15 protein-coding genes are annotated in these 23,779 nt (G+C 65.2%); 12 read left to right on the top strand and 3 right to left on the bottom strand.

Annotated elements, in window-relative coordinates:
- The first annotated feature begins 139 nt into the window (after nucleotides 1–139).
- The 6 genes from F2P44_RS06075 (at nucleotide 140) to F2P44_RS06050 (ending at nucleotide 9,642) form a co-directional block, all read left to right on the top strand.
- Complete coding sequence (locus tag F2P44_RS06075; protein WP_167085820.1) at nucleotides 140–2,479, top strand: M1 family metallopeptidase; 2,340 nt, start codon at nucleotides 140–142, stop codon at nucleotides 2,477–2,479.
- Between the two features lie 52 nt (nucleotides 2,480–2,531).
- Nucleotides 2,532–4,901, top strand: a complete 2,370-nt coding sequence (locus tag F2P44_RS06070) for a M1 family metallopeptidase (protein WP_167085819.1) — start codon at nucleotides 2,532–2,534, stop codon at nucleotides 4,899–4,901.
- Nucleotides 4,898–5,383 carry a DUF6702 family protein gene (locus tag F2P44_RS06065; protein WP_167085818.1) on the top strand — a complete coding sequence of 162 codons (486 nt, stop codon included), beginning with the start codon at nucleotides 4,898–4,900 and terminating at the stop codon, nucleotides 5,381–5,383. The genes F2P44_RS06070 and F2P44_RS06065 overlap by 4 nt, the downstream gene beginning before the upstream one ends.
- Nucleotides 5,384–5,386: 3 nt before the next feature.
- On the top strand, nucleotides 5,387–7,399 hold the full coding sequence (locus F2P44_RS06060; RefSeq protein ID WP_167085817.1) for a TonB-dependent receptor: 2,013 nt from the start codon (nucleotides 5,387–5,389) through the stop codon (nucleotides 7,397–7,399).
- Nucleotides 7,400–7,448: 49 nt separating this feature from the next.
- Entirely contained in the window at nucleotides 7,449–8,186 is a 738-nt protein-coding gene (locus tag F2P44_RS06055) for a 2OG-Fe dioxygenase family protein (protein WP_167085816.1), read from the top strand.
- 97 nt (nucleotides 8,187–8,283) lie between these two features.
- Nucleotides 8,284–9,642: a hybrid sensor histidine kinase/response regulator gene (locus tag F2P44_RS06050; protein ID WP_167085815.1), complete on the top strand. Its 1,359-nt coding sequence runs from the start codon at nucleotides 8,284–8,286 to the stop codon at nucleotides 9,640–9,642.
- A gap of 210 nt (nucleotides 9,643–9,852) precedes the next feature.
- Here F2P44_RS06050 and F2P44_RS06045 read toward each other — a convergent pair whose 3' ends face one another.
- Both F2P44_RS06045 and F2P44_RS06040 read right to left on the bottom strand, forming a co-directional pair.
- Nucleotides 9,853–11,085 carry a DUF1501 domain-containing protein gene (locus F2P44_RS06045; RefSeq protein ID WP_167085814.1) on the bottom strand — a complete coding sequence of 411 codons (1,233 nt, stop codon included), beginning with the start codon at nucleotides 11,083–11,085 and terminating at the stop codon, nucleotides 9,853–9,855.
- A 14-nt stretch (nucleotides 11,086–11,099) separates the two neighbouring features.
- Nucleotides 11,100–12,596, bottom strand: coding sequence for a DUF1800 domain-containing protein (locus tag F2P44_RS06040; RefSeq protein WP_167085813.1), 1,497 nt, complete (start codon nucleotides 12,594–12,596; stop codon nucleotides 11,100–11,102).
- Nucleotides 12,597–12,788: 192 nt separating this feature from the next.
- Between F2P44_RS06040 and F2P44_RS06035 the strand changes: the two genes are divergently transcribed.
- The 6 genes from F2P44_RS06035 (at nucleotide 12,789) to F2P44_RS35375 (ending at nucleotide 21,253) form a co-directional block, all read left to right on the top strand.
- On the top strand, nucleotides 12,789–13,505 hold the full coding sequence (locus tag F2P44_RS06035) for a CerR family C-terminal domain-containing protein (protein WP_167085812.1): 717 nt from the start codon (nucleotides 12,789–12,791) through the stop codon (nucleotides 13,503–13,505).
- A complete protein-coding gene (locus tag F2P44_RS06030; protein WP_167085811.1) occupies nucleotides 13,502–14,884 on the top strand; it encodes an efflux transporter outer membrane subunit in 1,383 nt (460 codons plus the stop codon). Before F2P44_RS06035 ends, F2P44_RS06030 begins: the two co-directional genes overlap by 4 nt.
- Before the next feature lie 30 nt (nucleotides 14,885–14,914).
- The gene (locus tag F2P44_RS06025) at nucleotides 14,915–16,099 is read left to right on the top strand and encodes an efflux RND transporter periplasmic adaptor subunit (RefSeq protein ID WP_167085810.1); all 1,185 of its coding nucleotides are present in this window, start codon (nucleotides 14,915–14,917) and stop codon (nucleotides 16,097–16,099) included.
- A 9-nt stretch (nucleotides 16,100–16,108) separates the two neighbouring features.
- Nucleotides 16,109–19,228, top strand: a complete 3,120-nt coding sequence (locus tag F2P44_RS06020) for an efflux RND transporter permease subunit (protein WP_167085809.1) — start codon at nucleotides 16,109–16,111, stop codon at nucleotides 19,226–19,228.
- A gap of 255 nt (nucleotides 19,229–19,483) precedes the next feature.
- Nucleotides 19,484–20,182 (top strand): PEP-CTERM sorting domain-containing protein, encoded by a 699-nt coding sequence (locus F2P44_RS35380; protein ID WP_229423408.1) that lies wholly within the window; start codon nucleotides 19,484–19,486, stop codon nucleotides 20,180–20,182.
- A 363-nt stretch (nucleotides 20,183–20,545) separates the two neighbouring features.
- Nucleotides 20,546–21,253 carry a PEP-CTERM sorting domain-containing protein gene (locus tag F2P44_RS35375; RefSeq protein WP_229423407.1) on the top strand — a complete coding sequence of 236 codons (708 nt, stop codon included), beginning with the start codon at nucleotides 20,546–20,548 and terminating at the stop codon, nucleotides 21,251–21,253.
- A 65-nt stretch (nucleotides 21,254–21,318) separates the two neighbouring features.
- Here F2P44_RS35375 and F2P44_RS06005 read toward each other — a convergent pair whose 3' ends face one another.
- Nucleotides 21,319–23,733 carry a catalase gene (locus F2P44_RS06005; RefSeq protein ID WP_167085808.1) on the bottom strand — a complete coding sequence of 805 codons (2,415 nt, stop codon included), beginning with the start codon at nucleotides 23,731–23,733 and terminating at the stop codon, nucleotides 21,319–21,321.
- Between the last annotated feature and the right edge of the window lie 46 nt (nucleotides 23,734–23,779).

The raw sequence follows: 23,779 nt of genomic DNA, 5'->3' as shown, positions 1-23,779 counted from the left end.
CCCGCCACAATATTCGGCCTCAACAATCATAGCGTGCACCCGCGTCTATGTTTCAGGTTTTTTACAATTTCCTGAAACAATTGACTAATCGGTACGTTTAGAATACTTGCTCTTTTTCACGAGAAAAGCCAGAGACAACATGATCCGTATCCCGGTCCTAGCAGCGTTGTTCCTCGTGTCGGGCATCGCCCCGGCCGCCGAACCGTTCGACGACAAGTTCCGCCAGCTCGAAGAAGTGCTGCCGACACCGAACACGATCCGCAACGCGGCCGGCGCTCCCGGCCACGCCTACTGGCTGCTGCGCGCCGATTACACGATCCGCGCGCGCCTCGATGAAGACAAGCGCACCATCAGCGCGACCGAAACGGTCACTTACCACAACAATTCGCCCGACACCCTGTCCTACCTGTGGGTGCAGCTGGACCAGAATATCTTCAAGCCCGATTCGGACGCGCGCATGTCGGCCACGGTGGCTTCGCGCGACGCGTGGGCCAAGGCGCGCAGCGACGAAGACGGCGTGCGCTTCGAGAGCATGCGCTCGCTGCTGGAGAACCCCGGCTTCGCGGGCGGTTTCGCGATCGGCGCGGTCAAGGGGGCGGACGGCAAGCCACTGCGCCACACCATCAACAAGACCATGATGCGGATCGACCTGGCGCAGCCGATGAAGCCGGGCGCGCGCCTGTCGTTCAACATCGACTTCAGCTTCAACATCAACGACGCCAAGGTCCAGGGCGGGCGCACCGGCTACGAAAAATTCGACGACAAGAACGACCTGTTCGAAATCGCCCACTGGTTCCCGCGCATGGCGGCGTATTACGACGTGTATGGCTGGCAGCACAAGCAGTTCCTCGGCGCCGGCGAGTTCACGCTGGAATTTGGCGACTACGACGTGCAGCTGACCGTCCCGGCCGACCATATCGTGGCCAGCACGGGCGAGCTGCAAAATCCGGGCGAGGTGCTGACGGCCACCCAGCGCGAGCGCCTCAGACAAGCGCGCACCAGCGCCAGGCCGGTACTCATCGTCACCCAGCAGGAAGCGGAAGCGGCCGAAAAATCGCGCGCCAGCGGCACCCGCACCTGGCACTACAAGGCGAACAACGTGCGCGATTTCGCGTTCGCCAGCAGCCGCAAGTTCATCTGGGATGCGCAGGGCTACAAGAAGGGCGGCACCGACACGATGGCCATGTCGTACTACCCGAAAGAGGGCAATCCGCTGTGGGAAAAGTATTCGACCCAGGCCATCGTCCACACCATCGAACAGTACAACAAGTATGCGCTGGACTATCCATACCCGGCGGCGATCTCGGTCAATGGCCCGATCGGCGGCATGGAGTATCCGATGATTTCGTTTAACGGCCCGCGTCCGGTCAAGGACAAGAAGACCGGTGAGCTGACCTACTCCAGGCGCACCAAGTATGGCTTGATCGGGGTAATCATCCACGAGGTGGGCCACAACTACTTCCCGATGATCGTCAATTCCGACGAGCGCCAGTGGACCTGGATGGATGAAGGCCTGAACACCTTCATCCAGGGCCTGGCGCAAAACGCGTGGGAAGAGCACTACCCGCAGTCGCGCGGCGAAGCGCGCACCATCGTCGAGTACATGCGCAGCCGCAACCAGGTGCCGATCATGACCAATTCCGAATCGCTGCTGCAGTTCGGGAACAACGCCTACGCCAAGCCGGCGGCAGCGCTGAACGTGCTGCGCGAGACGGTGCTCGGCCGCGAGCTGTTCGATTTCGCCTTCCGCGAGTACGCGCAGCGCTGGAAATTCAAGCGCCCGACGCCGTCCGACTTTTTCCGCACCATGGAAGACGCTTCCGGCACGGACCTGGACTGGTTCTGGCGCGGCTGGTTCTACACCACCGACGCGGTCGACGTCAGCGTGGACGGCATCACCGAGTATGGCGTGAACACCAAGAATCCGGAAATCGAAAAGGCATGGAAAAAGGCGCAGAAGGATGCCGAGCCGGTGTCGGTGACGGCCCAGCGCGACAAGGGAACGGCGCGCCGCGTCGATGCGCATCCGCAGCTCAAGGACTTCTACAACGAGCATGACGACTTCACGGTCACCAACAAGGACCGCAACAAGTACAGCGAAGCGGTCGAGGGCCTGGAAGACTGGGAAAAGGCGCTGCTCGCCAAAGGCAAGCACCTGTACCTGGTCGATTTTTCCAACCTGGGCGGGCTGGTGACGCCGCTGGTGCTGGAAATCGAACTCAAGTCGGGCAAAAAATACATCGAACGCATTCCGGCCGAAGTGTGGCGCTATTCATCGAAGAAGATCACCAAGCTGATCGTCACCGACGAACCGATGGTGAGCCTGAACCAGGACCCATACTGGGAAACGGCCGATATCGACAACAGCAACAATGCATGGCCGCGCAAGATCACGCCGTCGCGCCTGGAACTATTCAAGACCGACCGCTTCAAGGACGACCTGATGAAAGACTTCAACACGCCCTTGAAAACCAAGTAGCACGGGCGGGCACGATCGCGTGCCCGTCTTCTTCGCACTGAATGACCGCACAATGATCATCAAACACCTTTCGCTGGCCCTGGCCGCCTGCCTCGCCGGTTCCATCGCGGCGGCCCAGCCTTTGGAGGACAAGTTCCGCCAGCTCGACGAGCTGCTGCCCACGCCCGGCATCACGCGCACCGCGTCCGGCGCCCCCGGCCACGCTTACTGGCAGCAGCGCGCCGACTACAGGCTGCGCGCCACGCTCGACGAAGCGAAGCGCCGCATCGACGGCAGCGGCACGGTCACGTACCACAACAATTCGCCGGATACGCTGTCCTACCTGTGGGTGCAGCTGGACCAGAACATGTTCCGCGCCGATTCGGACAACCGCGCCATCGCCACCGTGCCGTCGCGCGAAGCATGGGGCAAGGCGACCGAGGCGGACGGCATGAAGTTCGAGGCGATGCGCTTTATCGTCGAGAGCCGCACGTTCGACGGTGGTTTCAATATCACCGGCCTGAGCGGTACCGGCGGCCAGCCGCTCAAGTACACGATCAACAAGACCATGATGCGGATCGACCTGCCGCAGCCGATGAAGCCGGGCTCGCGCTTTTCGTTCAAGATGGCGTGGAACTTCAACATCCCCGAAATGCATGTGCTGGGGCGCCGCTCCGGCTACGAAAAATTCGAGGAAGACAAGAACGACCTGTTCGAGGTGGCGCAGTGGTATCCGCGCATGGCGGCTTACTACGACGCGGCCGGCTGGCAAAACAAGCAGTACCTCGGCGACGGCGAATTCACGCTCGAATTCGGCGACTACGACATCGAACTGACCGTCCCGGCCGACCATATCGTGGCCAGTACGGGCGAGCTGCAAAATCCGGGCGAGGTGCTGAGCGCGACCCAGCGCGAGCGCCTCAAACAAGCCCGCAGCAGCGGAAAACCGGTGATCATCGTCACCCAGAAGGAAGCGGAAGCGGCCGAAAAATCGCGCAGCAGCGCCAGCAAGACCTGGCACTACAAGGCCGCCAACGTGCGCGATTTCGCCTTTGCCAGCAGCCGCAAGTTCATCTGGGATGCGCAGGGCTACAAGAAGGGCGGCACCGACGTGCTGGCGATGTCCTACTATCCCAAGGAAGGCAATCCGCTGTGGGAGCGCTATTCGACCCAGGCCATCATCCACACCATCGAGCAGTACAACAAGTACGCCTTCGATTATCCGTATCCGATCGCCATTTCGGTCAACGGCCCGGTGGGCGGCATGGAATATCCGATGATTTCATTTAACGGCCCGCGTCCGGTCAAGGACAAGAAAACCGGCGAGCTGACTTACTCCAAGCGCACCAAGTATGGCCTGATCGGGGTGATCATCCACGAAGTGGGCCACAACTACTTCCCGATGATCGTCAACTCCGACGAGCGCCAGTGGACCTGGATGGACGAGGGCCTGAACAGCTTCCTGGAATACCTGTCGGAGCGTGCGTGGGAAGATGACTTCCCCGATACGCGCGGCGATCCGCGCGCCATCGTCGACTACATGCGCAGCAAGAACCAGGTGCCGGTGATGACCAACTCGGAATCGGTTCTGCAGCGCGGCAACAACGCCTACGCCAAGCCGGCCACCGCGCTGATCGTGCTGCGCGAGACGGTGCTGGGGCGCGAACTGTTCGATTTCGCTTTCCGCGAATACGCGCGGCGCTGGAAATTCAAGCGCCCGACCCCGGCCGACTTTTTCCGCACCATGGAAGACGCTTCCGGCACGGACCTGGACTGGTTCTGGCGCGGCTGGTTCTACACCACCGATGCGGTGGACGTGAGCGTGGACGGCATCACCGAATATAGCGTGAACACCAAGAATCCGGACATCGAGAAAGCCTGGAAAAAGGCGCAGAAGGATGCCGAACCGGTGTCGGTGACAAGCCAGCGCGACAAGGGCACGGCGCGCCGCGTCGACGCGCATCCGCAGCTCAAGGACTTCTACAACGAGCATGACGACTTCACGGTCACCAACAAGGACCGCAACAAGTACAGCGAAGCCGTGGAGGGTCTGGAAGACTGGGAAAAGGCGCTGCTGGCGCAGGGCAAGCATCTGTACCTGGTCGACTTTTCCAACCTGGGCGGCTTGGTGACGCCGCTGGTGCTCGACATCGAACTCAAGTCCGGCAAAAAATACATCGAGCGCATTCCGGCCGAAGTGTGGCGCTATTCGCCGAAAAAGATCACGAAGCTGATCGCCACCGACGAACCGATGGTGGGACTGACCCAGGACCCGTACTGGGAAACGGCCGACACGGACGTGAGCAACAACGCCTGGCCGCGCAAGATCATGCCGTCGCGCCTGGAGCTGTTCAAGACCGACCGCACCAAGGATGACCTGATGAAGGACTTCAACACGCCGCTGAAACTCAAGGACGCCAAGGACAAGAAGGCCGCCCAATGATGCGTCGCCTCGTGTGCGGCGCGCTGCTGGCCTGCGCCTGCCTGGGTGCGCATGCGCACCGCTTCCACGCGGGGATCACCGACATTTCGTTCAACCACGGCACCGGCAGCATCGAAGTCGTGCACACCTACATGGCGCACGATGTCGAAGCGCTGCTGGCCAATTTGTACCAGCGCCAGTTCGACCTGTCCGACCCGCAGGACGAAGCGGTGCTGCGCAAGTACGTCGAAAAACAGTTCTACCTCCTGGCACCAGACAAATCGCGCCTGCCGCTGCGCTGGGTCGGCGTCACGAGCAACGTGGACACAGTGGTGGTCTACCAGGAAGTTGAAAAGACCCCGCTGGCCAGCGCCGCGCGCGTGCACGACGCGGTCCTGTCCGATTTTTTGCCCGACCAGATCAATACCGTCAACGTCAACCGAGGCGGCGCGACCGCCACCCTCACCTTCGACCGCAGCAAAACCGAACAGCCGCTTCCCTGAACCATGCAGCACGCCCATTTCCTCACCCCTCTCGCCTTGTCCCTGATGCTGTGCCACCTGCCGGCGCGCGCCGACGACCTGGTGTTGCAGCGCGTGCTGATCGACGGCGCGCGCGCCAGCCAGCTGGGCATCGCCGATTCGGCCAACGCCGGCAGCGTCAACCAGAAGCAGCTGGAGATGCGCACCGTGTACCGCCCGGGCGAGCTGCTGGAAGCGGCGCCGGGGCTGGTCGCCACCCAGCACAGTGGCGAGGGCAAGGCCAATCAATTCTTCCTGCGCGGTTTCAACCTCGATCATGGCACCGACCTGCGCACCACGGTCGACGACATGCCGGTCAACCAGCGCAGCCACGCGCATGGCCAGGGCTGGACCGACCTGAATTTTCTGATCCCCGAACTGGCGGCGCGCCTGGACTACCGCAAAGGGCCGTACTCGGCGCGCGACGGCGACTTTGCCTCGGCCGGCGCCGCGGCGATCACCTACGCCAACCGGCTGGCGCAATCGGCCGCCAGCGCCAGCATCGGCCAGAACGGCTTTGCCCGTGCCCTGCTGGCCGGCTCGCCCGAGGCGGGCGCGGGCAACCTGCTGTACGCGCTGGAGGTGCTGCACAACGACGGCCCGTTCACCCGTCCGGACGACTACCGCAAGGTCAACGCCGTGCTGCGCTATAGCCAGGGCTACGCCAACAACGGTTTCAGTATCGGCGCCATGGCTTACCGCGCCAGCTGGAACGCAACCGACCAGATACCGCGGCGCGCTGTCGATGACGGCACGCTGGGACGTTTCGACGCCATCGACGACAGCGACGGCGGCCAGGCGCGCCGCTACAGCGTGTCCGGCGTGTGGCGCCGCACCGGGGCGGACCAGGCGTCGAAGGTCAGCGCCTACGTGATCCGCAACCAGCTCGAGCTGTATTCCAACTTCACCTACTTCCTGAACGACCCGCTCAACGGCGACCAGTTCAGCCAGCCCGACCGGCGCGTGACCAGCGGCGTCGACGCGACCCACACCTGGCATGGGCACGGCACCGGGATCAATACCGACCTGACCGTCGGCCTGCAGCTCCAGAACGACAATATCTTCAACGGCTTGTACAACACGCGCCGGCGCGAGCGCCTCTCCACCACGCGTGAAGACCACGTGGCCGAGACCAGCCTTGGCCTGTTCGCCGAACATCAGGTGCGCTGGAGCGAGAAGCTGCGCAGCGTGGCCGGCCTGCGCGCCGACACCTACCGCTTCGCCGTGCGCAACGAAGGCGGCGCGGCACGCGCGCGCGACCGCCAGCTCGGCCCTTCGCTGAACCTGATCTTCGGTCCGTGGGCGCAGACCGAGTGGTATCTCAATGCCGGCAACGGCTTTCACAGTAACGATGCGCGCGGCACGCTGGACCGGCTCGCCCCCGCGCCGGGCCTGGCGCGCACGCGTGGACTGGAGGCGGGCGTGCGCAGCGAACTGCTGCCCAAGCTGCAAAGCGCGCTGTCGCTATACCGCCTCGACATCGACTCGGAACTGGTGTTCGTCGGCGACGCCGGCAACACCGAAGCCGGCCCCGCAAGCCGCCGCACCGGGATTGAGCTGTCGAACTACTACAAGCCCTTCAAATGGCTCTCGCTCGATCTGGACCTGGCATTCGCCAAAGCCCGCACGCGCGGCGCCGCCGCCGGTGAAGAGCGCATCGCCGGCGCGGTCGAAGGCGTGGGCCAGTTCGCGCTGACCCTCGAGCGTGGCCGCTGGTCCGGCGCACTGCGCCTGCGCTACGTGGGCGCGCGTCCGCTCATCGAAGACAACAGCGTGCGCGCACCCGGCGGCAGCACCATGAATGGCCGCATCGGCTATCGCCTCGCCGGCGGCCTGCTGCTGGAAATCGAAGGCTTCAACCTGGCCAACCGGCGCGCGTCGGCCATCGCCTATTTTTATGCGTCGCGCCTGCCGGGCGATAGCGAAGCGCGCCAGGACGTGCACTTCCACCCCACGGAATCGCGTTCGCTGCGGCTGACCCTTGTGAAGAAATGGTAAAGGGGGGCCGCCCCTGACGGCCCGCAGCAAAAAATGCTACGCTAACGGAATGACAACACACGCGCCACCTTTTACCGATATCGCCCAGCTCACCAGCGCGCTGCGCGCCAGCGGCTACGCCCTGCTGCGTCCCGCCGATGTGGCCATCCTGGCCGGCTGCACCCTCGAGGAACTCAACACCCTGGTCGCCAGCTGGGACCAGCTCGCGCCGGACAACTATCTCAAGGATGGCGGCAATTACCGGCGCCGGCGCCACTCCTGCTTCATCCAGGATGGCGCCACGCTGACCCAGACCGCGCACCGTGCACACTGGCAGCCGGTCGAATACAACGCGCTGCACGGCGGCATGCACCGCCTGTTCGAGCCGGTCGACCCGGCCACGGTGGCCCTGCCGGCGTGGGGCAAGCTGCTGCGCGCACTGGGCGACGCCTGCTCGCGCGTGCGTGCGGGCCAGCCCTGGTACGTGGAAGCGCACCAGTTCCGCATCGATACGCTCGACGGCATCGGCCGCCCCACCCCGGAAGGCGCGCACCGCGATGGCGTCGATTTTGTCGCCGTGCTGCTGGTCGGGCGCCGCCATATCAAGGGTGGCGAAACCCGCATTTTCGAGGCCGCCGGGCCGGACGGCAAGCGCTTCACAATGCTCGAACCGTGGACCCTGATCCTGCTCGACGACGCCACCGTGATCCACGAATCGACCCCGATCCAGCCCGACGGCGCGAACGGCCACCGCGACACCCTGGTGCTGACCTGGCGCACGGGAAGCTTCCAGGGCGACACGGAGTAAAAAAACAGTGACATGATCGAGGCTGTAAATTTACCATCTGGCGCGACAAATCCGATATAGTCGTGTGCAACGCAGCCGTCGTGCAAGGAGCCATGTCGTGGACTCGACGTACCAAATCCAGCCAGAAGAATTCGAGATACTGATCGTCGAAGACAGCCCGACCCAGGCCGAGCGTCTGCGGCGCCTGATCCAGTCCAAGGCGTACCGGGTGCGCGTGGCCCTCAACGGCCAGCTGGCACTGGCCCTGATCCGCGAGCAAAAGCCGGACCTGGTCCTGTCGGACATCATCATGCCCGAGATGGACGGCTACGAACTTTGCCACATCATCAAGTCCGACCCGGCCCTGCGCGACATCCCGGTCATCCTGGTGACGGCGCTGAACGACCCCAAGGACATCATCCGCGGCATCGAGTGCGGCGCCGATAACTTCGTGCGCAAGCCGTATGCGGAGGATTACCTGCTCAGCAGGATCAGCCACATGCTGCTCAACCTGCGCCTGCGCGAAGGGCCGCCGCAAGAGGTGGAAGCGGGCATCGCGCTCTATCTCGGCAACCAGAAGCACTTCATCAACGCCGGGCGCCAGCAAATCCTGGACCTGCTCATTTCCACCTACGAACAGGCGGTGCAGGTCAACAGCGAGCTGCAGGCGCGCGAGCGCCAGGTGATCGAACTGAATATGCGGCTGGCGCACCATGCGTCCGAACTGGAAACCATCAACCGCGAGATCGCGCTCAAGAACCTGGAGCTGGCCGAAGCGAGCCGCATGAAGTCGGCCTTCATCGCCAATATGTCGCACGAGCTGCGCACCCCGCTCAATGCCATCATCGGCTTTACCGGGGCGCTGCTGATGAAGCTTCCCGGACCGCTCACGCCCGACCAGGACAAGCAGCTCAACACCATCCGTTCGAGCGCACGCCATCTGCTCTCGCTGATCAACGACATTCTCGATGTGGCCAAGATCGAGGCGGGCAAGGTGACGCTGGCGCTGGAGCGGGTGCAGTGCCAGGACCTGCTGAACCAGACGGCCGATTCCCTGCGTCCGCTGGCGGCGCAAAAGGGCCTGACGCTGTCGGTGGAACTGCCGGGCGAGGTAATCGTGATCGATTCGGACCGGCGCGCGCTGACCCAGATCATTATCAACCTGGTTAATAATGCGATCAAGTTTACGGACCAGGGGACGGTCAAAGTCGCGCTTTCGCAACGGCTTGACACGAGCGAGCTGCTCACCGAATTCAGCGTGACCGACAGCGGGGCGGGAATCAAGCCGGAAGACCAGTCGAAGCTGTTCCAGGCCTTTTCGCAGCTCGATTCGACCTCGACCCGGCATGCCGAGGGCGCGGGACTGGGACTGTACCTGTGCCAGAACCTGGCCAATCTGCTCGGCGGGAACCTGTATTTCACCAGCGACTACGGCACCGGCAGCACCTTCACCCTCGCCCTGCGCGAAAAACGTTAAGACGTACAAACCGGGGTCAGACCCCGGGGTCAGACCCCATGCAGGCAACACCGGGGTCTGACCCCAAAAAAACGCCCGCGACCTTGATGGTGCGGGCGGCAATCCAATCTTCCGAGAAAACTGGAGGAGACAAGTCCACTATATTCTCATTGATGGTGCACTGCAATACGGTAGTTCTACGGTGTTGCTGTGCGGATACAAATATTCTGCTTACGCTTGAAATAATTGAAATCCCGGCGCCTTGCGTGGCATGTCCGGGAACAAGCGCGCCAGTTGCCTGTCGGGCAAACCGAGGTGTTTTTCAGCCACCTGCGCCAGCACCGAGCGGAAATCGGTCGTCACCGGCAGGTCGCGCCCTTCGTTGAGCGCGGCGTCGCCGACACCCTGCCAGTCGCCATACACCTTGCCGCCCGCGACCCGCCCGCCCAGCAGCCACATGGCGTTGCCGTGTCCATGATCGGTGCCGGCGTTGCCGTTCTGGCGTGCGGTACGGCCAAATTCCGACATGACGACGATGGTCGTCTGCGCGAACATCGGGCCCAGACGCTGGGCCAAGGTGGCCAGCCCCAGTCCGAGCGGCGCCAGCCGGTTGGCCAGCTGGCCGCTGGCCGCGCCCTGGTTGGCATGCGTGTCCCATCCGCCCAGCGCGATGAACGCCACCTGCATGCGCGGGTCGCTGCGCATCAGGCCCGCCAGGCGCGCCGCATCGTCGGGAAAACCATTCGGCAGTGGCGCGCCGTTGTCGGCGGCCTGCATCTCCTGGCTCATCGCCGCCTGCATGACTTCCTTGTGCGCGACCCTGCCCTCGCCATAGGCGCGGCCGAAGCGCGCATGGCCGCCATACAGCTGGTCGAACACGGCGCCCACCGCCGGGCGGTCGAGGACATCGGCGCGGGTTGCGCCGGCGCCACTGGGCAGGTTGATGGCCGGCGCCGCCCCGCTCAGGATGCGCGGCATGAGCGGGCAGATGCTCAGCGCGCGGCTGGCCGCCGGCGCTCCCGGCAGCGCCGCCACCAGCCGGTTCATCCAGCCGTCCGGCGTGTTCTTGCGCCCGGGCGTGGCGTTCTCCATATAGATCTGGGCGTCGAAGTGCGAGCGGCTGTCGTCGGGCGAGCCGCTCGCATGCACGAACGCGAGCCGCTTTTCCTGCCACAGCGGCAGCAGCGGCGCGAGCGCGGGATGCAGGCCAAAGTAGCCGTCCAGGTCGAGCGCGCCGCCCTCCGCCCCAGGCAATTCGAGGCCGATGGTCGGGCGCAGGCGCCGGTAATTCGGGTCGCCCACCGGCGCCACCACGTTCAGGCCATCGACCGCGCCGCGCAGCATCACGACGATCAGTTTCTGGCGCGTGGCGCTGTCGCCGCTGGCGGCCCAGGCGCTGCGCCCGGCCGGCACCAGCAGGCTGGCACCCGCCGCCATCGAGGATAAAAAGTCTCTGCGTTGCATGGATGCTCCTTCGCTTAACGCTGCATGAAATCGGGGCCGCCGAGCAGCATCGCCGCCCGCAGCGCGATGGGACTGGCCGCCACCATGTCGCGGGTGCGGGCCGACACGGCCGCGCCCAGGGTGGCTTCCAGCACTTGCGGATCGAGCGGCGCCGGCGCCACCGAGCTGGCCGCCTCCAAGGGCACCGGCTGCGCACCCGCCCCCAGCGGCAGGCGTCCCGCGCCGAGCGCCGTGGCGAACACGATGCGCCGGGTCAGCGCATGGGGATTCATCCAGGCCGCCTCGGTATTGTTGTAGCCGTCCGGGGTCTGGCAGCCGTACAGCGGCATGCCGAGCTGGGTCATGGCCGAGAGCAGCGGGCCGATGTCGCCCAGCGGCGCGGCGCTGGCGCGCGCCGCCGACACCACATATTGGTACGGCGTCTTGAACTTGGCGCCGACACTGGCCGGCGCCATGAATTCGTCGCTGGCGAACAGCACGCGCAGCACGGCGCGAATGTCGCCATCACTGGCCTGCCAGGTGCGCGCCATGCGCCCGACCAGCGCCGGCGGCGGCTCGTCCTGCACAAAATACTGGGCCAGCTTGTAGCTCAGGTGGCGCGCAGTGGCCGGATGCACGGCCAGCACGTCGAGCGCCATCTCGCCTTCGGCCTGGCCTTGCGCCGGCACCGCGCGCCCCAGCCAGGTCTTGGCGCCCTGGTCGTGGCGCCGGGAATCGAAGCGGAAGCCCTGGTCCCCGGCGATCAGGGCGCGCTGGTCGTAGGTCCAGCCGGTGAGCATGCGCGCCAGTTCCGTCACGTCGCGCTGGGTGTAGCCGCCATCGACGCCGAGCGTGTGCAGTTCCATCAGTTCGCGCGCGTAGTTTTCGTTCAGGCCGCGCGGCCGGCCCCTGGCGCCCGCCGGCGCGGGGCCGGCCGACAGGTAGTTGTCGAGGTAGTACAGCATGGCCGGATGTTTCGCGGTGGCCCCCAGCAGCTGGCGGAAGGAGCCGAACACCCAGGGCCGGATCGCATCGCGCTCGTAGCTGGCGACCAGCGCTTGCACATTGCCCTTGGAGGCGGCCACGTTAAAGTGATTGAACCAGAAGTCGAGCATGACTTCTTCGAGCTGGCGCGGACTGTAGATGGCGCGCAGCAGGCGCGCTTCGGCCGTGTCGCGGGCAATGCGGGCCACCCGCGCGCGCCGTTGCGCCAGCGCGGCGGGCGCCTCGTCGCGCGCATTGCGGCGCGCTTGCTCGAATTCGCCCAGGGTCTTGCCGGCGCTGCGGTTGGGCGCTTCCAAAGCGGCCAGGCGCGCGCCCAGCGCGGCCGGCAAGGCAATCGCTTCGGGTTCGAGCTGGCTGTCGATATAGGCGCGCACGCCGCTGCGGGTCACGCGCTCAAGGTCGCCCGGCGCGGGCCCGAAGGCGATCCGGTTGAGCACATGCGCGGCCGCCTGCCCGCCCGGCAGCGGGTCGGCACGCGCCGTCATCAGCGTGGCGGCGGCGAACAAGGCAAGCAAAGTCATTTTCATGGGCAACCCGATCCGGGAAATGGCCGGGAACATCCCCGCCTTCCATGTATTGCGCCCGAACGGACGAAAAGTTCCCGTTAATTTAGGTGCAAGATGGTCCACAATATAACCCTAATGTAAAGTTACAGCCGTTTAGTTAAAGCGAACGCTTTAGTTATATCAATCGTTTGATTTTCGTGATTAAATTACGGGATGGAAAAAACACCCACATTACCGGCCGACGATGCGCGCCGCACGCGCTCGGACGGCGCCCAGTCGCGCGAGCGGCTGCTGCTGGCGGCGATCCGCCTGTTCGCCGAGCAGGGCTTCGCCAGGACGTCCACGCGCGAGATTGCGCTGGCTGCCGGTACCAATATCGCGTCGATCAGCTACTACTTTGGCGACAAGGCGGGCTTGTACCGCGCCGCCTTCACCGAACCGTCGCCCGGCTGTGAATCCAATCTGCACGCGTTCACCGCGACCGGCGTCACCTTGCGCGAGACGCTCGCAGGCTTCTACGGCGTCATGATGGCCGACCTGAAACGCGGCGACCTGGCGCGCCTGTCGATGCGGCTGTGGTTTCGCGAGATGCTCGAACCGACCGGCGTGTGGGACGAGGAAATCGACAACGGCATCAAGCCGGCGCATGCGGCGCTGATGATGGTGCTGGGCCGCCACCTGGGCCTGGCCACGCCCGACGACGACCTGCAGCGCCTGGCCTTCTCGCTGGTCGGGCTGGCGGTGCAGCTGATGGTCACGCGCGACGTGATCGACCGCATCAATCCCCTCCTGCTGGAAAACGACGCCGCCATCGATGCCTGGATGGCGCGCCTGGTCGACTACGGCGAGGCGATGGTCAATGCCGAACTGGCGCGCCGCAAGGCCGGCGCCGCACAACCGATTACAAAGCCACGAAAGAAGAAAGCATGAAGATAATCCATGTATTGAGTGCGGCCCTGTTGCCGCTGACGCTGGGAGGATGCGCGCTGGCGCCGCCGGGCAAGACCGACGCGCCGGTAGCGCCGCAATGGCAGGCACCGCTGCCGCACAACGGCAGCCTGACCGACCTCTCCAGCTGGTGGCGCCAGCAGGGCGACCCGCTGCTGGTGCAGCTGGTCGAGGCGGCGCAGACGGCCAGCCCCAGCGTGGCCACGGCGCGCTCGCGCATCGCCCAGTCGCGCGCCGACCGCATCGCGGCCGGCGCCGCGCTGGCGCCAACCCTGGACGCGAGCGTGAGCGTGAGCCGCGCCAACCAGCAAAGCGCCCAGCCGGGCGGCACCACCAGCCAGGCCGGCCTGGAAAGCACATGGGAGATCGACCTGTTCGGCGGTGGCCGCGCCACCCGTAACGCGAGCGAGGAACGCCTGGCCGGCGCGCGCGCCGGCTGGCATGACGCGCGCGTGGCGGTGGCGGCCGAAGTGGCCAACCAGTATTACAGCCTGCGCGCATGCGAGCAGTTGCTGGCGGTGGCCCGCCTCGACGCCGCCTCGCGCCAGGACACCGCGCGCCTGACCGGCCTGTCGGCCGATGCCGGCTTCCAGGCACCCGCCACGGCGGCCCTGGCACGCGCCAGCGCGGCCGAAGGCAAGAGCCGCGCCACCTTGCAGCGCGCCTTGTGCGATATCGATATCAAGACGCTGGTGGCCCTGACGGCGATCGACGAGCCTGACCTGCGCGCGCGCCTGCTGGCCAGCACGCCGGTGGCGCCGCCGCCCTTGGGCATCGCGGCCCTGCCGGCGCAGGTACTGGCCCAGCGGCCCGACGTGTTTACCGCCGAACGCGAAGTGGCGGCCGCCAGCTTCGACGTGGGCAGCGCCCAGGCGCAGCGCTATCCGCGCCTGGCGCTGAGAGGCGCGATCGGCGCGGCGAACTTTCGCAGCGGCGGCGAAAATACCCAGCTCGATACCTGGACCATCGGTCCGCTGGCGCTGACCCTGCCGATCTTCGACGGCGGGCGGCGCAGCGCCAATGTGGACGCGGCCAAGGGGCGCTACGAAGCGGCGGTGGTGTCGTACCGCGCCAGCGCGCGGCGCGCCGTCAGTGAAGTCGAGCAGGCGCTGGTGAACCTGAACAGCGCTGCCGACCGCAGCGCCGACGCGCAAGTCTCGCTGGACGGCTACCGCGCCGCCTTCCGCGCCGCCGAGGACCGCTACAAGAATGGATTGGGCAGCCTGCTCGAACTGGAAGACGCGCGCCGCACCCGCCTGGCCGCCGAGAACGCGGTCGTGACCCTGGAGCGCGAACGCAGCGCCGCCTCGGTCGCCTTGTACCGCGCCGCCGGCGGCGGCTGGACCACCGCCTCGAACTGACCGCCCCGACACGACTACGGATAGAACACCATGACAAACCATACCCACTACACTTTGAAAAACCTCAAACTCAAGCCGGCCGCCGCGCTGGTGATCGGCAGCCTGGTGCTGGCCTCGACGGCGCTGATGGCCGTGTCCTCCAATTCGATGGCGGCCGACGACAAGAAAGACGCGGCGCCGAAACCGGCGCTGACCGTGACCACCACCAAACCGTCGCCGGCCACGCTGGCCATCAAGCTGGGCGCCAACGGCAACGTCGCAGCCTGGCAGGAAGCGGTGATCGGCAGCGAATCGGGCGGCCTGCGCCTGACGGATGTGAAGGTCAATGTCGGCGACGTGGTCAGGAAGGGCCAGGTACTGGCCGTGTTCTCGGCCGATAGCGTCAATGCCGATGTGGCGCAGGCGCGCGCCGGCCTGCTCGAAGCCGAAGCGAATGCCGCCGAAGCGGTGGCCAACGCGGCCCGCGCGCGCACGCTGGAAACCTCGGGCGCGCTGTCGGCCCAGCAGATCAGCCAGTACAAGACGGCCGAGCAGACCGCCAAGGCGCGCATCGCCTCGGCCAGGGCGGCCCTGTCGTCGCAGCAGCTGCGCCTGAAATACACGCAGGTGGCCGCGCCCGACGATGGCGTGATCTCGGCGCGCGCGGCCACCGTCGGCTCGGTGGTGGGCGTGGGCACGGAACTGTTCCGCATGATCCGCCAGGGCCGCCTGGAATGGCGCGCCGAAGTCACGGCGGCCGAACTGGCGCGCATCAAGCCCGGCACCGGCGCCGTGGTCAAGGCGGCCAACGGCAGCGAGCTGACCGGGAAGGTGCGCATGATCGCGCCCACCATCGATCCGCAGACCCGCTCCGCGCTGGTGTATGTGGACCTGCCAGCAACGACAGGGGCCAACGCGCCATTCAAGGCCGGCATGTTCGCCAGCGGCCGGTTCGAGCTGGGGACCTCGGACGCCATGACCGTGCCACAGCAGGCGGTGGTGGTGCGCGATGGTTTCAGCTATGTGTTCCGCCTGAACCAGGATCAGCGGGTCAGCCAGCTCAAGGTACAGGCCGGACGGCGCCTGGGCGAGCGCATCGAAGTGACCAAGGGCTTGACGGCCGATTCGCTGGTCGTGGTCAGCGGCGCGGGCTTTTTGAATGATGGCGATCTGGTACGTAACGTGCCTGCCGCGGCTGCGGCCACGGCAGGCGCGCCGGCTGGCGCCGCCAAATAAGGAATCTTCATGAATTTTTCATCCCTATCAATCAAGAACCCGATACCGGCAATCATGCTGTTCGCGTTGCTGACCCTGGCCGGCCTGCTGGCCTACAAGGCCAACGCGGTACAGGACTTCCCGGACATCGAACTGCCGATCGTCACCGTCACCGCCACGCTCGACGGCGCCGCGCCGGCGCAGCTGGAAACGGAAGTGGCGCGCAAGATCGAGGATTCGGTCGCCACGCTGCAAGGCGTGAAGAACGTCTACACCAAGGTGCTCGACGGCGTGGCCACCGTGACGGTCGAATTCATCCTCGAGAAAAACATCTCGGAAGGCGTGAACGATGTGCGCGATGCGGTGGCGCGGGTCAAGGCCGACCTGCCCGCCGAGATGCGCGACCCGACCGTGACCAAGGCTTCCACGGCCGGGCGCGTGATCCTCACCTTTACCGCCAGCGCGGCGCCGGGCAAGGGCGGCGTGCCGCTGGACGACCAGGAACTGAGCTGGTTCGTCGATAATTCGGTCGCCAAGCGCCTCTTGAATGTGCCGGGCGTGGGGGCAGTCAAGCGCGTCGGCGGCGTGTTCCGCGAGATCCGCGTGGAACTCGACGACGCCCGCATGGCGGCGTTGCAGGTGGCTGCCGTGGACGTGTCGCGCCAGTTGCGCAGCGTGCAGCGCGAAGCGCCGGGTGGACGCGGTGACGTCTCCGGCGCCGAACAATCGGTGCGCACCATCGCCACCGTGCAGACGGCCGACCAGCTGGCGGCAATGGACATTCCGCTGCCGGACGGACGCCGTGTGCGCCTGGACCAGATCGCGACCGTGACCGATACCGTGGCCGAGCCGCGTTCAGTGGCCGAACAGGATGGCAAGCGCGTGGTCGGCTTCGAGATTTTCCGCACCAAGGGCGCCAGCGAAATCGCGGTGGCCGAAGGGACGCGCGCCGCCATCGCCGAACTGCGGGCGGCGCATGCCAACGTGGCATTGAAGGAAGTGATCGACAACGCACAGCCGGTCAAGGAAAACTTCGACGGTTCGATGGAACTGCTGTACGAAGGCGCGATCCTGGCGGTGCTGGTGGTGTGGTGGTTCCTGCGCGACTGGCGCGCCACCCTGGTGGCCGCCGCCGCGCTGCCGCTGTCGGTGATTCCCGCCTTCCTGGGCCAGTACTGGTTCGGCTACACCCTCAATACGGTGACCCTGCTGTCGCTGGCGCTGGTGGTGGGGGTGCTGGTGGACGATGCGATCGTCGAGATCGAAAACATTTCGCGCCACCTGCGCATGGGGAAAAGCCCGATGCAGGCGGCCATGGAAGCGGCCGATGAAATCGGCATGGCGGTCATCGCCACCACCTTCGCGCTGGTCGCGGTGTTCCTGCCGACCGCCTTCATGGGCGGTATTCCGGGCCTGTTCTTCAAGCAGTTCGGCTGGACCGCGGTGCTGGCGATCCTGGCCTCGCTGGTGGTGGCGCGCCTGCTCACGCCAATGATGGCGGCCTACATCCTCAAGGACTTGCCGCACGAAGAGGAAAAAGACGGCTGGATCATGCAGCGCTACATGGTGGCCATGAAGTGGTGCCTGAAGCACCGCCTGGTGACCGCGATCGGCTCGGCCCTGTTCTTCGTCGGTTCGATCATGCTGGTGCCACTGCTGCCGACCGGCTTCGTGCCGCCGTCCGACCGCGCCCAGACCATGATCAACGTCGAACTGCCGCCCGGCTCCACCCTGGCCGAGACGCGCGCGGTGGCCGAACGGGCCCGCGTGGCGGCGATGGAAGTGTCGGGCATCAAAGGCATTTTCAGTTCGATCGGTGGCGGTTCGAGCGGCGACGCCTTCGCTCCGGGCGCCTCGGCCGAGGCGCGCCGCGCGGTGCTGACCCTGACCACGCTGCACCGCAACGACCGCAAGGAATCGATGGACCAGCTGGAACGCCAGATCCGCGCCAAGCTCGATCAGATCCCCGGCGCCAAGTTCAACGTGGGCCCGCAGGATACCGGCGTGAAGATGCAGCTGGTGCTGCGCAGCGAAGATGCGCTGGCGCTGACCGGCGCGGCGCAGGCGGTGGAGCGCGAACTGCGCACCCTCAAGGGCATCGGCAATGTCAGTTCGAGCGCTTCGCTGGTACGTCCGGAGATCATCGTGCGTCCCGACTTTGCCAAGGCGGCCGACATGGGCGTGACCGCGGCGGCCATCGGCGAGACGGTGCGCGTGGCCACCGCCGGCGACTACGATACGGCGCTGACCAAGATGAACCTGAGCGAGCGCCAGGTGCCGATCCGGGTCAAGCTGCCGGACGCGGTGCGGGCCGACCTGTCGGCCCTGGGCCGGCTGACGGTGCCGGGCAAGAACGGCCCGGTCATGCTCGACAACGTGGCGTCCATCACGATGGAGAGCGGTCCGGCGCAGATCGACCGCCTCAATCGCAGCCGCAACGTGACCCTGGAAGTGGAGCTGTCGGGCCGCTCGCTGGGCGAAGTCAATGACGAAGCGCGCAAGCTGCCATCGATGCAAAACCTGCCGGCGTCGGTGAAGATCGCGGAACTGGGCGACGCCCAGGAAATGCAGGCGCTGTTTGCCAGCTTCGGCCTGGCGATGCTGATCGGGGTGCTGTGCATCTACGGCGTGCTGGTGCTGCTGTTCAAGGACTTCATGCAGCCGGTGACGATCCTGGCGGCGTTGCCGCTGTCGATAGGCGGCGCCTTCGTGGCCCTGCTGCTGACCGGGAAAGCATTGTCGATGCCATCCATGATCGGCCTGATCATGCTGATGGGGATCGTGACCAAGAACTCGATCCTGCTGGTCGATTACGCGATCCTGGCGCGCCAGGCCGGCATGGACCGCTTCGATGCGCTGGTCGACGCCTGCCACAAGCGCAGCCGCCCGATCATCATGACCACCATCGCGATGGGCGCCGGCATGATGCCGCTGGCGCTGGGCTGGGGCGCCGACCCGAGCTTCCGCTCGCCGATGGCGATTGCCGTCATCGGCGGCCTGATCACATCCACCTTGCTCAGCCTGCTGGTGGTGCCGGCGGTGTACACCTACATCGATGACCTGGAAGGCTTGCTCAAGCGCGGCATGCGCTATCTGCGCAAGGAAAAAGCCGTCCCGCCACGCAGGGCCGTGCTCGACCTGAACGAATAAGCAGCCCGCTCCGGTGCCTGCCCCCTAACGCCAGCCTCGTGCTGGCGTTTTTATTGGCCGACGCGTTTGCTGGAATTTCTAGGTAGAAATGTTCCAGAGCATCGACGTTGTATATTCGTCAGCTTTGTTATGGAAATATAATGCATTTTCTTGAATCTCATCAATACGTCAGGTAGTATTCGCTCCGCATATTCCATTTGCATAAGCACTGCCGAACCCCCGCAATGCTTCTTGAACCATTCCACTGGAAACGACATGAAAAACATTGCTAAAAATATTACGATGGGCGTGGCACTCTGCGCATCCGTCCTGTTCGCCTCGAGCGCGCATGCGACCTGGGCCGGCAATACCACCGCGGCCGACGTCAAGCTGAACGGCGCCAGCGCCGATGCGGCCGATTACGCCTTGCTGGTCAATCCGCAAGGTTTGTTCGCCACCAAGGGCGGCAGCGGCGGTTTCGCCAGCGACTTCGCGCTGTACGGCTCGAAGCAGGGCTGGACCGCGATGGCTGCCTTCGGCAGCCAGGCCGACAATGGCGACGCCTTCACCACCCACAAGCTGGGCACCAACCTGACCTTCACCTTCGACAAGACCGATGGCCGCCATGGTGCGTGGACGGTGGTGAACAACGATGTGAAGAACAACGTCAAACTCGACCTGGTGTTCGCCATGTACGGCGGCATCGGCAGCTCGGCCTTTTTGTTCGACAATGAAACCCTGGGCGCCGGTTCGACCAGCGCCGGCAGCTGGACCTTCAACGCGCTGAACCTGTTCGGCAGCAAGGCCAACTACGGAAACCTGACCATTTTCGCGCGCGACGTCAGCAAGACCGCCTTCGAAGTGCCAACCACCCCGGTACCGGAACCGGAAACCTATGCCATGCTGCTGGCCGGCCTGGGCCTGGTCGGCTTCATGTCGCGTCGCCGCAAGCAGGCACAGCCGCTGTTCCACTGATCCGCCTGTTGTGAATCAGCCAAAAACGCCAGCCTCGTGCTGGCGTTTTTGTTGGACCCTGACAACGGTCGAGGCTGGGGCCGCCGTGCGCCGCCATGTCCGGCTGCGCCAGGCCGCGCCAGGCCACGTCGCCCGCCGTTGAGCCCGATTCGCCGGGAAGCGCGGGCGGGCAACATGATGCAATCTCAAGCTCATTGCGCATGAAAGTTGTATATTTATCAGTTGAATTGCATTAATATAACTTTCCTTCTTGAATCTAATCAATACCTGCGGTACTATCTGTCCTGACCTACTGCATTTGCATCAAGCGCTGCCTAACCCCTGCAATGCTTCTCCATCCATTTCTCAGTCATCGGAAACGACATGAAAAACATTGCAAAAACGATAAGCTTTGGCGCAGTTCTTTGCTCGTCCGTCCTGTTCGCCGCCACCGCGCATGCGGCTGCCAGCGGTAGCGCCGGCAACACCACCAAAAATGATGTCAGCCTGGGCGGCGTGAGCGCCGATGCGGTCGACTATGCCGCCGGCGTCAATCCGCAGAGCGGCAACGCCACCAAAGGCGGCAGCAGCGGTTTCGCCAGCGACTTTGCACTGTACGGCTCGCAGCAGGGCTGGACCTCGATCGCCGCCTTCGACAGCAAGGCTGACAATGGCGTTGCGATCACGACCAGCAAGCTCGGCGCCAGCTTGACTTTCACCTTCGACAAGTTTGACGGCCGCCATGGTTCGTGGACTGTCGCGAACAGCGACGTCAAGAACAATGTCAAGCTGGACCTGGTGTTTGCGATGCACGGCGGCGGCGGCAGCGCGGCCTGGCTGTTCGATAACGAAGCCCTCGGCGCCGGCGCGAAAAGCACGGGCAGCTGGACCCTGAACGCGCTCAACCCGGGCGGCAAGCTGGCCGATTACTCGAGCCTGACCATCTTCGCGCGCGACCTGAGCAAGACCGCTTTCCAGGTGCCGACCACCCCGGTTCCAGAACCGGAAAGCTATGTCATGCTGCTGGCCGGCCTGGGCCTGATCGGTTTCATGTCGCGTCGCCGCAAGAGCGAGTACGACACCTTCCGCTGATCCGCAACGCGCTTCCCGGACCAAAAAAAACGCCAGCATTGCTGGCGTTTTTTTGGTCGGTGCGCTCAGATTTTCGGCGGATCGGTTTCGCGCGCGAAAGAGCGGTGCCCGGCCAGCGCCTTCTTGAACGCGGCCAGCGCCGGCGCCAGTGCGCCGGCTTCGGTACCGATCAGGGCCGGGTCGGCCGAGCCATCCGGCAGCGCCGGCGGCACGCCCGCCTTTTTCAGCAGCGCAGCGCCGGCGCCCACCACCAGGATCGGCTTGCAGTGACGATACTGCTCGCGCACGAAGTCGAGCGCATGCGCATCGCGCCCGAGCACGGTGACGGCGTCGCCATCGGGCACGACCACCGCGTCATACAGCACCGACGGTCCGGCTTCGAGCGTGATTTCCACGTCGAGCGTGGCGCCGTCGCTGGTCTTGACCTTGCCCAGCTGGCTGGCCACCACGCGCGGCACGGCGCCCTCTTCCAGCAGCGCGCTGTAGATGGCGCGCACCATGGCGCCATCGACGCCGTTGGCGACCAGCACGGCCACCTTGCGCGTGCGGATGCCGGTTTCGCCCGGACGGCTGAGCAGCGACAGGGCCGGCGACGGCTCGTACTCGGGGATCGGACGGTCGGTCGCCAGCGGCAGCGGCGGCGGCACCTCCATGCCCAGGCCGCCCGCAACGGCGCCAGCCAGGACCGGGTTCACATTGGCCAGGGTGGCCAGCACGCGCGCGCGCACGGCCGGCGTCTGCACGCGCGTGAGCTCGAAGCGGAAGGCGGCGGCGATGTGGGCTTGTTCGACCGGGCTCTGGCTGTTGAAGAACAAACGCGCCTGGGAATAGTGATCGGCGAACAGTTCCGGATTGCCGCGCACCTTGTCTTCCGAAATCGTCTGCGGAAAGCTGGTAAAGCCCGACGTCATGCCAGCCTGGAACGGGCATCCGCCGGCCAGCGAGTTCGGCTCGTAATTCACGCGGCCACGGTGGATGGCCTGGCGGTGCATTCCGTCGCGCTGGTTGTTCTGCACCTGCGCCACTGGCGCGTTGACCGGGATTTCGTGGAAGTTGGCGCCACCCAGGCGGCTGATCTGGGTATCCAGGTAGGAATGGATACGCCCTTGCAGCAGCGGATCGTTGCTGAAATCGATGCCGGGCACGATGTGGGCGGTACAGAAGGCCACTTGTTCGGTTTCGGCGAAGAAGTTATCCGGGTTACGGTTGAGCACCATCTTGCCGACCGGCGTCAGCGGCACCAATTCCTCAGGCACCAGCTTGGTCGGATCGAGCACGTCGAAAGCGAACGATTCAGCCTGCTCTTCGGTGAAAATTTGCAGCGCCAGTTCCCACTCGGGGAAATTGCCGCTGTCGATGGCTTCCCACAGGTCGCGCCGGTGGTAATCGGGATCGGCGCCGACCAGCTTGGCGGCTTCGTCCCAGACCAGCGAGTGCGTGCCCTGCAGCGGGGTCCAGTGGAATTTGCAGAACACCGATTCGCCTTCCGCATTGACCAGGCGGAAGGTGTGCACGCCGAAACCCTGCATGGTGCGGTAGCTGCGCGGAATCGCGCGGTCCGACATTTGCCACAGCAGCATGTGGGTCGATTCGGGCATCAGGGAAACGAAGTCCCAGAAGGTATCGTGGGCGCTCGACGCTTGCGGCATGGCGTGGTGCGGCTCGGGCTTGACCGAGTGCACCAGGTCGGGAAACTTCATGGCGTCCTGGATGAAAAAGACGGGCATGTTATTGCCGACCAGATCCCAGTTGCCTTCATCGGTATAGAACTTGACGGCGAAGCCGCGCACATCGCGCACGGTATCGGAGGAACCGCGTTCGCCGGCGACGGTCGAAAACCGGGTGAACACGGGCGTGCGCTTGCCGGGCTGGGCCAACAGCGAGGCGCGGGTCACGCCGCTCAAGTCCTGGTAGCTCTCGAAATAGCCGTGGGCAGCGGAGCCGCGCGCGTGCACCACGCGCTCGGGAATGCGCTCGTGGTCGAAATGGGTGAGTTTTTCGCGCAGGATGAAGTCTTCCATCGCGGTCGGTCCGCGCAGGCCAACCTTGAGCGAATGCTGGTTGTCGGCGATCGGCACGCCCTGGTTGGTGGTCAGGCGCTGGCCGCCGCCGTCGACGCGCACGCGGTCGAGCGGTCCCACGGTCGGGTTGGCACCAAGCGGCGCGACGCCGGCACCGAGCTTGCTGGACGCGATGGTTTCGGTGCTGGTGCTGCCGGTGGCGGACGGGGTCGATGGCTCGGCCGTGGCGCCCGGCGGCGGCGTGCGCGCCGCCTCGCCGTACTCGGCTGGCTTGTTCGGGTTGAATGGCATCGCGGCGGCGAGCTGTTGGCCGGCCACGGTTTTAAGGAGCAACTGTTCGGCGATCGGATCGCTGCTGCCCAGGCTGCCGGGAGGCTGCGCGTTGGAGGGACCGGAGACGGTGCTCAGGATGGAACCGGCGCCATCTTCCGTGGCGCCCGTTTTCTTGCGTGTGACCATGAAATACCTCAATTAGAATATGTGTGACGAGCGACCGGCGCGGGAA

Source organism: Massilia frigida, assembly GCF_011682175.1.
Lineage (GTDB): Bacteria > Pseudomonadota > Gammaproteobacteria > Burkholderiales > Burkholderiaceae_D > Telluria_A > Telluria_A frigida.
This window is presented reverse-complemented; position numbering and strand designations above follow the sequence as displayed.